Here is an 11,410-nt window from a genome sequence, read left to right as displayed (position 1 = left end):
TTAACTTTAAACCCTGTTTTTATTTTTAATGTTCGTGTTTTTAGGAAATCACAAAAAAGGCACATGGTATCTTTTACTACCACGTACCTTTTTTCTATTTATAATAAGTTACATTCTCTTTTTTAAGAAAACAACAAAGCCTGAGCTGACTGATAACCAACCTACAACAGCAATAAATGAAGTTGATCGTTCACCTGTTTTTGGCAACTCACCTTTTCCACTGGCCTCAGAAGATTTAGTAGAAATTTCTGTAGACGAGTCGGAAATAGTCTTTTTCGGTAAGATAGGGATCGTAAAAACTGCTTGGTTATTTTCATTGTCAATCACTAAAGCTGTTAGCTTTTCTTTACCAGCAAGCTTCAATGACGCCACATTCAGTTTGATGATCCCTTCACCATCTGCTTGGCCTTGAAGATCACCTGTCGGAATCTCCGATGTCCTTGTTACAGTTTGAGGTAGATCGCCAGTAAAAATGACAATCGTAGCATTCGGTAATGTTACTCCTCTTAAAAGCTCATCGTCTTCGTACAAAGGATCAAAAATCGTTGCCTTTGTCAATCGATCTTTGTCTGTCGGCTCAGGTGTTGGTTCGACTGGTTCAACTGGATCAGCCAATGTTTTACGTCCTTCGATCGACGCCTCGATCAATTCTCCTGCCGCTTCTTTACTTTCGATATAACTAATAAACGTTTCTGTATCTGGCTGAATCGCGTTGACTAGCCGGCTCTCAGTAAAACTTGAAAAGCCATCTCCTCCGCCAAATAAAAAATCATTGATCACAACCAAATAAGGCTGCTCTGCTTGAATCGGTGTTCCATCACTTTTAAACATCTCTTTCACTGCATAGGGCTGATTCGCATCCCCCGTTTCAGCAAAAGTATATTTTAACCCTGAAATTTGTAAAAAGTAGCGTTCTTCTTCGTCATATTGCTCGTTGAGCACTTGTCGGATCTGCGCACCAGTCATTTCTACGACTTGCAGGATATTTCCGAATGGCTGAACTGCCTGTGCAGCTCCCCACGTGATTTCACCATCGGCACCTACGATCAAATCTGCACGAATACCGCCATTGTTTGTCATCGCAAAGTCAGCATCGATCCCTTGTGCTTTAGCCATTGCCACTTGTCCGTCTGTGATCAAATTACCTAACGGTGATTCTTTACATTCATTGACTTCCCGAGTAATCGACTGACTTCCCTTAGCTGTTCCGATTTTCTTGTTTGTCACAGTAGAAACTCGATCTTGCGCGTCTTTTACTGTTTTATCGACAGCTTCATCCACTTTCGGGGTTGTTTTCCCTGCAGGGTCAACCGCTGAGACAGTTGCATCCGGCGTTTTTACAAAATCGTTGGTCTTTGGATCTAATGTTCCTTGAAGATCGATATAGCCCTTCCCTTGCGACGTTGATTGAACGACTCTCGTATTATTGACTACACCATTAGTATATTGATGATTATGTGCAGCAAAAAAAGCATCGACACTATTTTCCGGATAGATCTTATTGACTTCATTTAGAATTTCTGCTGCTTCGCCTTCCACTTTTCCTGCTTTACTTGTTGCTGGAATATGAGCTAAAACAACGATCGCGTTTACTCCTTGATTTTTCAGTTGGCTAGAATAGTAAGCTATCGTTTGTGCCTCATCTAAAAAATCATAGGCTTCGTAATGCTCTCGCAACACCAAATTAGGAATTTCTGTTGTGACCACGCCGATAAAACCAACCTTGACTTTATTAGCCCCAGTACCGACTTCCCTGATCGTATATGGCTGCCAGCCAAATGGAATTTCTTCGGTACCTTTTTTGACCACATTCCCAATGACTATTTGCGTTTTAGAGGCTTCTCTTGGGTATGCCGTCAAAATACCATACGGATCATCAACTGGTTTTGTACCCGTCATGATTCGGTTGAATTCTGCCAGACCTTCATCAAATTCATGATTGCCAAGCGTCCCTATTGAAAAGTCCATTTGATTCAAGACTTTGATCGTTGGTTCGTCTTGAAGTAAACCTGAACTCGCCGGACTTGCTCCTACCATGTCACCAGCTTGGACACGTAAGGTTTGTCCACCTTTATTATTTTTTGAAAACTGTTCCTGAGCTTGATTGAGATACCCTGCTAATAACGGTGCAGTTCCAGCTTTTTCAACTTTATTTCCTAAATCGTCATAAAATGATCCAGTCGTATTCAATGCACCATGAAAATCATTGATTCCTAACAATTGAAAAGGAATCAGTTCTTCTTGATTAGATGCTTCTATCTGTTCAGCTTTTGCCCGTTCGTTTGTTGTTTCTGCTTGCGCTGTTCCATTGCCCCACACAATTGCGCTGCTGATCCCTCCAATAACAAAGAAAATTGTTACTAAAGAATTATGCCACTTTTTCATTCCGTATACTCCTTCGCTTTTATTCCCTAATTAATTACTTAATTAAAGAGTAACAAGTTCCAAACACGCTGTCAATGACTTCTATCAATTCTATTTTTGCTGTTTTATGGTAAAAATCATTCCCAATAAAATCAGTTGGAATACTGTAAGCAGGAAAATAAACAACCATTTTTCTTGTGACCATTGAAAAAAAATTATCTGTAACGTGTTAACTGGCTTGGTAAATAGATATGCACTATGTAAACGATCAAAACGTCCGACGAAAATCGCTAGACTTGATAAACCAGAGATAAGGACTGTGACTAGTCCAAATTGCCAGTTTTTAGTCATGAGCCCCTTTTTTCTTGCTTCATAATTTAGCGTAAATAATGTACTCATCCCCAAAATACCATATACCAAAATGCCCGTAGCTAAAAGAACAAATCTACTCCAATCATGGATCGACTGAAGAAAAATCCGGTTCTGTCCTTGATAGATCGTCAGCTCTGCTAGATGAAAGAAATCAGTAAATAAATATGGCGCGTTCGGATAAAAAATCAGCCAGAAAGCTGCAATAAAATAAAACGACTTTCGATTGACCCGCTCAAAATAAAAACTAATTTCAATCGGGATATATGCAAGAAATACATTGAGTGCCATAAACTGATAGCTATTTGCAACTAACAGCATATATACGCAATAAAAGACCGTCCCAATTCGAATCGTCCAACGAAGTTTTTGACTCAACTACTTCACCCACCTTTTCTCATCAAGTGTATCATACTCGTAAATTTATAGAAAATTTTCTTGAAAACTTGTTATTCTCCTATTTTATGCTAGACTATCTTTAAGAAAATATCATGGAGGAATCAACTTGAAAAAATTAATTGCAATCGATTTGGATGGCACTACTTTAAATAATCAATCCCTTATCAGTCCGACAACAGAAAAAGCATTGAAAAAAGCGATCGATCATGGGCACTATGTGAGTATCGTAACAGGACGCCCATACCGTATGAGTAGTCAATTTTACCGCCAATTAGGCTTAACGACTCCAATGGTCAATTTTAATGGCGCACTCGTTCATTTACCTGAAAAGAAATGGGCGAATGAAAAAGAAACAGGCATCAAAAGAGATTTAGTATTTGATATTTTAGCGCAGAAACAAGCGCTGAACCTTGACTTTGTTGCAGCTGAAAATAAAGAAACATTCTACATCGACACATTAGATTATTTCGACCCAGCTTTCTTCGCATCCGAGGCAACACCAAGCAATTTGCTTACGACGAAAAATTTAGTAACTGATCCGACATCTATGATGGTTCGTACAACACACGATCAAGCAAAAAATGTTTCGGATTCTTTAATGAAACAATACGGTGAATACGTCGATGTCAGAACCTGGGGAGGCCCAACGCCGATCTTGGAAATCGTTTCAAAAGGCATCCAAAAAGCGAAAGGCGTTGAACAGGTTGCTAGTTTCCTTAATGTTAAACGCGCTGATATTTTAGCATTCGGTGACGAACATAACGATGAAGAAATGCTTGATTACGTTGGCTGGGGCGTTGCAATGAAAAACGCGACAGATAAAATCAAATCGGTCGCAAATGATATCACAGAAAAGACGAATGATGAAGATGGTTTAGCTGATTATTTAACTCAGTATTTGGACCTGAACGATCATTAAAATGACTTTTTCTGTATCGATCGGCTAACTACAAATTTTATAAGATGACTGCAGAATCCAAATGTGTGCAGTCATCTTTTTTATCTTTACAATTCTTATTCTTCTTGATAAAATAAGAACATACGTTCTCGTTAATTTTAGAAAAGAGGAATAACTATGGATTTATCTAGAAAAATTGAGATTCTTGCTGAATCAGCCAAGTATGACGTCTCTTGCTCCAGCAGTGGTGTTGCTGATAATCAGCGGACAGGCAGCGTTGGCAGCACAGCCAAAGCTGGGATTTGTCACTCATTCACAAGCGACGGACGCTGTGTTTCCTTACTAAAACTATTATTTACAAATGCTTGTATTTTTGATTGTCACTATTGCATCAACAGAAAATCCAACGCGATCCCGCGGGCGACTTTTACACCTCAAGAAGTCGCCGATCTAACAATGGATTTTTATATGAGAAATTATATCGAAGGCCTATTTTTAAGCTCTGCTATTATAAAAAATGTTGATTACACAAGTGAGCTTTTGATCAAAACGTTAAAGATCTTACGTCATGAAAAAGGATTTAAAGGGTATATCCATGTGAAAGCAATTCCAGGAGCCGATGAACGATTGATCGAAGAACTTGGTTTTCTTGCCGATCGAATGAGTGTGAACGTTGAATTGCCTTCACGCGAAAGTCTCAAGCTTTTAGCACCGGATAAAGACCCATTCGCTTTATACAAACCTATGAAGCAAATTACCCATAAGAAAAAAGAGCTATCCTTGGTTCCAGCTTTAAAGAGAGCAAGTTCTTTTGTGCCCGCTGGACAGTCTACCCAAATGATCATTGGTGCTTCTCCGGAAAGCGATCATTCCATCGTTAAAATTGCAGAAAATCTTTATCAAAAGTATGACTTGAAGCGCGTTTATTACTCTGCTTATATACCAGTAAATCAAGATTCGTTATTACCCGCCGTCACAACTGATCCGCCTTTGTTACGAGAACACCGTTTATATCAAGCAGACTGGCTTTTACGCTTTTATCGCTTTTCTGCAGATGAAATTTTATCGCCAGAAAAACCTAATTTTAATTTATATTTAGACCCTAAAGCAAACTGGGCTGTTCAAAATTACGAGCAATTTCCCGTTGATGTTCAAACAGCCTCATATGAGCGTTTATTACGAATACCAGGGATCGGACCAAAGAGTGCCCAAAATATCTTAAAAGCAAGAAAATACTACAAATTACACTTGTCTGATCTAAAAAAATTAGGAGTCGCTGTCAAACGAGCACAGTATTTTATCAGCTGTAACGGAGCCGTTCAAGCAGGTTTGATTCAAGAACCTGAATGGATAATCACTTCTTTGATCTCCTCTAAACAGTATGACACATTGAAAAAAGTAAATACGCAATCCAGGCATGAACAGTTGTCTTTATTTGATGTGGAACGCTTTGAAGCGACCAAACACAAGGAGATGCGTTATGTCAATTGAAGAAACAAATGAAGTTTGGGAATATGACGGCAGTTACTATGGCTTTTTGACCATTGTTTATCATGCATTCAAAAAAAAATGTTTTCCAGAAATGATTTTGACCCCTGAAAATTCAGTGGAAACACTCTTTATCAGTGAATGGTTCGAAACAGATGAAGAACTGGCAAAAAAAATCTATCAACGACTAGAACAGCGTCTAAAAAAAGAAAATCTTCAGTTTATTATTGATGGCTTTTATTGTTCGTTAAAAGAAAAGGAACGCTACTTATTGGATGCGATCCAAATCGCATTATCAACAAAAGATTCGCTGACCAACCATTTGGGGCATCCATCGATCCTCGCTTTACAAAAATCCTTAAAAGCTTTGTTTAGTGAAGTCCACTTATTTACAGGATTTGTTCGTTTTGAATATGTGGGAGCATTCTTGTACAGTCAAATCGCACCTAAACATTTTTCTTTACCCTACTTATGTCCGCACTTTGCTCAAAGATACCCAAATGAAACGCTCATGATCTACGATGAAACACACCGTTTACTGGGAATCATCGAACAAGCTCAGATTCGATTTATCGAAAATACAGATCCTCCAGTATTTCACGCTCAGTCTTGCGAACAAGAAGTTCAAGACAATTGGCGAACGTTTCTTCGAGCCGTGACGATCGAAGAACGTAAAAATGAACAAGTCCAATTATCTCACCTCCCTAAACGTTTTCGCGGAAATATGGTTGATTTTAGAGAATAAAAGGAGTTACTTCTGCTTCCACCGTTTATTCGTTTTAAAAAGGGACTGGATCATAACTTCAAGAGTTACGCTCCAGTCCCTTTTTCTATTCTATTTCAATCGATTCTAAGATGGATCTTTTTCACGATCAACTTATCTGGTAACTGTGATTGATTGCTTTGTTCCCCAATAACTTCAGCAAAGATATTAGTGCGATCTTCTTTTTTCTGAAGCTGATAATCAATTTTTCCTGTCTCGTTCAGCTCATTCATCATTTCATTGTAGTTATCAGATTCTGTTTTTTTCGTAATGAAGCCTAGACCAACCAGCTGTTCATCTAAATTTTTGGCTGATATCAATGACCCAAAAGCAATTTTTTTGCGAATCGTCTGGTTCAATTGAGCGATTTTCACCTTTGGATCTTGTTGAGCAGACTGTTTTTCTAATAAATCTTCATACTGCTCCACTGTCAGCATGACCCCTGCAACTCTATTTCTATTATAGATATAGACGCCTGTTTGTTCTTTCTTGGCAGTAGCAAAAACGGTCATCGGCGATTGCTTCACATCTGTAATCGAGACAGAAATTTCTTTTTCACTTTTCATTCGTCAACTTCCCTTCCTAGACGATTATATCATACAGAAAAACTGTGTGAAGAGCTTTTTATGAATTGCTTGTACGAATGAAAAATGTCGATCGTGTCTTTTTTAGATTGAATCAATTGCTTTAAAGCCGATATCTTTACGGTAAAACAAGCCAGTCGTATCCATTTTTTCCAGACGTTCATAAACTGCTTCCTGCGCTTCTTTTAACGTATCTCTACTTGCTTCAACTAGATACACACGCCCGCCATTCGAAAGAAGCTGACCTGATGTCTCTTTTACTCCTGCATAATAGATATGTTCATCCGAAGCATCAAAAGCAGCTGGAACTGTGTGATCTTTTTGATACTCTCCCGGATATCCCTTGGCTGCAACGACCACACCCAAGCTATATCCTGTTTGCTTCCATTCAATTTCTGGTGTTTTTCCATGTAATAGATCATCAATGATTTGAGCTAGATCGCTATTCAAGCGTTGTAAAACCACCTGAGTTTCCGGATCGCCAAAACGCGCATTAAATTCAATCACTTTAGGCCCTGCGGAAGTAGCAATCAAACCAGTATATAAAATACCCGTAAAAGGTTTTCCCTCTTCAATCATTCCAAGTGCTGCTGGTTGTACAATCGTTGACACTGCTTTTTCTATGAGCGATCGAGGAATTTGCGGTACGGGAGCATACGCACCCATTCCGCCAGTATTTGGGCCTAAATCGCCATCATATGCACGCTTGTGATCCTGAGCGATCACCATTGGATAAACCTCTTGATCACGAACAAAAGCCAATAGCGAAAATTCTTCTCCTTCAAGAAATTCCTCTACAACAACTTTGGCGCCACTTTGTCCAAACTTATTTTCCTTAAGCATATCTTCAAGTGCCTCAATTGCTTCAGCAGTTGTTTCTGCAACAACGACTCCTTTTCCAGCAGCTAATCCATCTGCTTTTATTACGATCGGCGCCCCTTTTTCAAGAACATACGCTTTTGCTCGTTCGAAGTCAGAAAATGTCTGATGCTCTGCTGTCGGAATGTTATATCGATTCATTAGCTCTTTTGCGAAATCCTTAGACCCTTCAATCAATGCTGCTGCTTTTGTCGGGCCAAAAATCAATAGACCCTCCTCGGTAAAATCATCAACGATCCCATTTAAAAGAGGGATCTCAGGACCAACAAACGTCCAATCGATTTTTTGTTCTTTCGCAAATTCGATTAAGCTGACATGATCATCTTCAGCAATATCAACAAGTTGAATCCCATCTTTTTTCATCCCTGCATTCCCTTTAGCACAGAAAACAGAATCAACCTTTGGACTTTGATACAATTTTTGAGCAATCGTATGCTCTCTACCGCCGCTTCCGATCACTAAAATATTTAATCCCATGTTACTCTCCTTTTAATGTCTAAAGTGTCTAACATCTGTAAAGACCATTGCAATTCCATATTTATCAGCCATGTCGATCGACTCTTGATCTTTGATGCTTCCACCAGGTTGAATGATTGCTTTGATGCCATGATCTCCAGCATAAGCAACGCTATCTCCCATCGGGAAAAACGCATCACTGGCTAAAACTGCTTCCTCGATTGCTGTGCCTGCCTGCTCGATCGCAATCTGAACAGAACCAACGCGATTCATCTGACCTGCGCCAATCCCAAGTGTTTGATGATTATTTGCCACAACGATAGCATTGCTTTTTACATGTTTTACAGCTTTCCAAGCAAATTCAAGAGCAGCTAATTCTTTTTCACTAGGTGCTCTTTTTGTTACAACTTGCCAATCGTCCTTTGTTTCACTAATAACGTCTTGATTTTGAATCAGCAGACCACCTAAAACAGAGATTTTTTCATCTTTTAGCGCTTGATCTTTTTTAGAAAAGTCTAATGTCATCAAGCGTAGATTTTTTTTCTTTGATAACAGTTCCAGCGCTTCCTCAGAGAAACTAGGTGCAATGATGATCTCAAGAAACAGCTGATGCATCTTTTCAGCTACTGGTGTATCTACCTCACGATTCAACACGATGATCCCACCAAAAATCGACACAGGATCAGCTTCATATGCATATTGGTATGCTTCATCGATCGTTTGACCGATCCCTATACCGCAAGGGTTCATATGTTTCACCGCTACAACTGCTGGCTCAGAATATTCTCTAGAAATTCGAATCGCTGCATCCGCATCCCGAATATTATTATAGGATAATTCTTTTCCATGCAGCTGTTTTGCGCTGGCGATCGAAAAAGCCGTTGGCAAAGCATCTTGATAAAAGATTGCTTGTTGATGACTGTTTTCACCATAGCGTAATGACTGCTTTAATTCATAAGTCAACGTAAGTGATTCGGGTTCTACCTCACCGACTAATTCTGTCAGATATTCCGCAATCAATGCATCATATGCAGCCGTATGACGAAAAACCTTGGCCGCCAATTTTTTTCTGGTAGAAAGAGCTGTCTGTCCATTTTCTTTCAGCTCAGACAAAATCAATGGGTAATCTGCGGGATCAACAACAACAGTGACTGCCTGATGATTTTTAGCAGCGCTTCGTAACATACTAGGACCACCAATATCAATATTTTCGATTGCTTCTTCTTCTGTAACATTTTCCTTTAGAATCGTTTCTTTAAACGGATATAAATTCACACAAACAAAATCGATCGGTCGAATATCATGCTGCTCCATCGCTTCCATATGAGAAGGCATGTCGCGACGTCCTAATAATCCGCCGTGAATGTTAGGGTGCAGTGTTTTGACACGTCCGTCCATCATTTCTGGAAAACCAGTTACTTCATCGATCGAGAGAGTTGGAAGACCAGCTTGATCAAGAGTTGCTTTCGTCCCTCCAGTAGAAATAATTTCGATCCCCTGTGCAATCAATCCCTCTACAAAAGAAACGATCCCTGTTTTATCTGAAACACTGACCAATGCTCTTCTTTTCATCATTAAAAACTCTCTCCTTGCTGTGATTTAATTACTTGCGCTAAAACAGTTGGATACAAACGATGCTCAATAGCATGGATTTTTTTCTCCAGATCGCTCAATGTATCATCAGCTTCAATAGCCACAGATTCTTGAGCAATGATCGGACCTGTATCCACGCCAGCATCAACAAAATGAATCGTCACTCCCGTTTTTTTCACGCCACTTTCAAAAGCATCTTTGATGCCTGTTAAACCGGGAAAATCAGGCAGCAGCGACGGATGAATATTGATAATTCTATTTGCAAAAACTTCCAATAATGTCGCTCCAATAATTCTCATATAACCTGCCAAAATAATCAAATCGATTTGTTCTTCTTCAAGTAGATGAAGCAACTCCGCCTCATAAATCTCTTTTGATTCAAAATCCTTAGGTGAAAAAGAAATAACAGGAATCGATAAATTTCGTGCCCGCTGAATCACATAGGCATCCTTTTTATCACAAAATAGCAAACTGATTTCTCCTGGGATCGTTCCTGCTTCAACTGCTTCTGCAATCACTTGAAAATTACTGCCATTTCCTGAAGCAAATACAGCTAATTTCATTTTCACACCTCTTTAAATAGAATCGGCTGGTTTTCTCTTCGCAACACTTTTCCAATGACATAGCCCGTTTCGCCTACCTCACTTAAAATGGTTTGAACATCGTCAACCTTTTGCGGCGAAACAGCTAAAACCATCCCAATCCCCATATTGAAGATCTCGAACATTTCCAATTCAGGAATTTGTCCATACTTTTCAAGCACTGTAAATATTGGTAGCTTGGGCCATGAACCTAAATGAATCTCTGCACACAGTTCTTTTGGCAGCATACGTGGGATATTCTCCACAAAGCCGCCTCCTGTAATATGTGCTGCACCATTTAGCAAGCCTTGTTTAATTAAAGGCAGCATGGCTTTGACATAGATTTTAGTTGGTTTCAATAACTCATCTGACAATTGCGTTTCATTCAACTCCGGAATGATCGACGTGCCTGTAAGCGCGTGTTTTTCAAAAAAGATTTTACGAACAAGGGAATAGCCATTCGAATGGATACCGCTTGCCGGTAAACCAATCAAAATATCTCCTGTCTTTACTGAATCGCCGGTTATTACTTGACTTTTTTCTGCAACACCGACTGCAAAACCTGCTAAATCATATTCTGACTCGTCGTACATCCCCGGCATCTCAGCAGTTTCACCGCCAATCAACGCAGCTCCTGCTTGAAGACACCCGTCGGCAACTCCAGCAACAACTTTTTCTAAACGTTCCGGAACATTTTTTCCAGTCGCTATATAGTCAAGAAAATATAGCGGCTCCGCTCCCTGTGCGACAATATCATTCACGCACATTGCCACACAATCGATCCCGATCGTATCATGTCGATCCGCCTCAAGTGCGACCATCAACTTTGTTCCTACCCCGTCTGTTCCCGAAATCAAGACAGGCTCCTTCACATCCACCATACTCAAGTCAAAACATCCGCCAAAGCCTCCAAGAGCACCCATCACACCAGCGCGTTCGGTTCGTTTCACATGTTTTTTTATTCTTTCAACTACTTCATAACCAGCCTCAACATCTACACCAGCTTTTGCATAGGCATTTGCCATCTGTGTTCCTC

At 39.7% G+C, this 11,410-nt stretch carries 10 protein-coding genes; 3 read left to right on the top strand and 7 right to left on the bottom strand.

What is annotated here, in order from left to right:
• Positions 1-108: 108 nt before the first annotated feature.
• Together H3T55_RS06380 and H3T55_RS06375 are read right to left on the bottom strand one after the other, a co-directional pair.
• The gene (locus H3T55_RS06380; protein WP_225533825.1) at positions 109-2,385 is read right to left on the bottom strand and encodes a 5'-nucleotidase C-terminal domain-containing protein; all 2,277 of its coding nucleotides are present in this window, start codon (positions 2,383-2,385) and stop codon (positions 109-111) included.
• 90 nt (positions 2,386-2,475) lie between these two features.
• Positions 2,476-3,054: a DUF1361 domain-containing protein gene (locus H3T55_RS06375; protein WP_412523571.1), complete on the bottom strand. Its 579-nt coding sequence runs from the start codon at positions 3,052-3,054 to the stop codon at positions 2,476-2,478.
• A 184-nt stretch (positions 3,055-3,238) separates the two neighbouring features.
• On the opposite strand from H3T55_RS06375, the gene H3T55_RS06370 reads away from it, so the two are divergent.
• From H3T55_RS06370 to H3T55_RS06360, 3 genes are all read left to right on the top strand, one after another.
• Positions 3,239-4,051 carry a Cof-type HAD-IIB family hydrolase gene (locus tag H3T55_RS06370; RefSeq protein ID WP_225533823.1) on the top strand — a complete coding sequence of 271 codons (813 nt, stop codon included), beginning with the start codon at positions 3,239-3,241 and terminating at the stop codon, positions 4,049-4,051.
• Positions 4,052-4,207: 156 nt separating this feature from the next.
• The gene (locus H3T55_RS06365) at positions 4,208-5,521 is read left to right on the top strand and encodes a putative DNA modification/repair radical SAM protein (RefSeq protein WP_225533822.1); all 1,314 of its coding nucleotides are present in this window, start codon (positions 4,208-4,210) and stop codon (positions 5,519-5,521) included.
• Positions 5,511-6,263, top strand: a complete 753-nt coding sequence (locus H3T55_RS06360) for a TIGR03915 family putative DNA repair protein (protein ID WP_225533821.1) — start codon at positions 5,511-5,513, stop codon at positions 6,261-6,263. Before H3T55_RS06365 ends, H3T55_RS06360 begins: the two co-directional genes overlap by 11 nt.
• 95 nt (positions 6,264-6,358) lie before the next feature.
• Here H3T55_RS06360 and H3T55_RS06355 read toward each other — a convergent pair whose 3' ends face one another.
• From H3T55_RS06355 to purM, 5 genes are all read right to left on the bottom strand, one after another.
• Positions 6,359-6,847 carry a type II toxin-antitoxin system Phd/YefM family antitoxin gene (locus H3T55_RS06355; RefSeq protein WP_225533820.1) on the bottom strand — a complete coding sequence of 163 codons (489 nt, stop codon included), beginning with the start codon at positions 6,845-6,847 and terminating at the stop codon, positions 6,359-6,361.
• 102 nt (positions 6,848-6,949) lie between these two features.
• Complete coding sequence (gene purD / locus H3T55_RS06350) at positions 6,950-8,221, bottom strand: phosphoribosylamine--glycine ligase (protein WP_225533819.1); 1,272 nt, start codon at positions 8,219-8,221, stop codon at positions 6,950-6,952.
• A 12-nt stretch (positions 8,222-8,233) separates the two neighbouring features.
• Positions 8,234-9,775: a bifunctional phosphoribosylaminoimidazolecarboxamide formyltransferase/IMP cyclohydrolase gene (purH, locus tag H3T55_RS06345; protein ID WP_225533818.1), complete on the bottom strand. Its 1,542-nt coding sequence runs from the start codon at positions 9,773-9,775 to the stop codon at positions 8,234-8,236.
• The gene (purN, locus tag H3T55_RS06340) at positions 9,775-10,356 is read right to left on the bottom strand and encodes a phosphoribosylglycinamide formyltransferase (RefSeq protein WP_225533817.1); all 582 of its coding nucleotides are present in this window, start codon (positions 10,354-10,356) and stop codon (positions 9,775-9,777) included. The genes purH and purN overlap by 1 nt, the downstream gene beginning before the upstream one ends.
• A 2-nt stretch (positions 10,357-10,358) precedes the next feature.
• Positions 10,359-11,399 (bottom strand): phosphoribosylformylglycinamidine cyclo-ligase, encoded by a 1,041-nt coding sequence (gene purM / locus H3T55_RS06335; RefSeq protein WP_225533816.1) that lies wholly within the window; start codon positions 11,397-11,399, stop codon positions 10,359-10,361.
• Positions 11,400-11,410 lie beyond the last annotated feature (11 nt).

This window comes from Enterococcus sp. S22(2020) (assembly GCF_020295385.1).
In the GTDB taxonomy this organism is placed as follows: Bacteria; Bacillota; Bacilli; order Lactobacillales; family Enterococcaceae; genus Enterococcus_L; species Enterococcus_L dunnyi.
Note: the sequence above shows the minus strand (reverse complement) of the source record. Positions and strands in the feature narration are given on the sequence as shown.

Excerpts from the sequence above, each read along its gene's own strand:
- H3T55_RS06380 (WP_225533825.1), bottom strand. The coding sequence starts at position 2,385 with ATGAAAAAGTGGCATAATTCTTTAGTAACAATTTTCTTTGTTATTGGA.
- H3T55_RS06375 (WP_412523571.1), bottom strand. The coding sequence starts at position 3,054 with ATGCTGTTAGTTGCAAATAGCTATCAGTTTATGGCACTCAATGTATTT.
- H3T55_RS06365 (WP_225533822.1), top strand. The coding sequence starts at position 4,208 with ATGGATTTATCTAGAAAAATTGAGATTCTTGCTGAATCAGCCAAGTAT.
- purH (WP_225533818.1), bottom strand. The coding sequence starts at position 9,775 with ATGATGAAAAGAAGAGCATTGGTCAGTGTTTCAGATAAAACAGGGATC.
- H3T55_RS06355 (WP_225533820.1), bottom strand. The coding sequence starts at position 6,847 with ATGAAAAGTGAAAAAGAAATTTCTGTCTCGATTACAGATGTGAAGCAA.
- purN (WP_225533817.1), bottom strand. The coding sequence starts at position 10,356 with ATGAAATTAGCTGTATTTGCTTCAGGAAATGGCAGTAATTTTCAAGTG.
- purM (WP_225533816.1), bottom strand. The coding sequence starts at position 11,399 with ATGGCAAATGCCTATGCAAAAGCTGGTGTAGATGTTGAGGCTGGTTAT.
- purD (WP_225533819.1), bottom strand. The coding sequence starts at position 8,221 with ATGGGATTAAATATTTTAGTGATCGGAAGCGGCGGTAGAGAGCATACG.
- H3T55_RS06360 (WP_225533821.1), top strand. The coding sequence starts at position 5,511 with ATGTCAATTGAAGAAACAAATGAAGTTTGGGAATATGACGGCAGTTAC.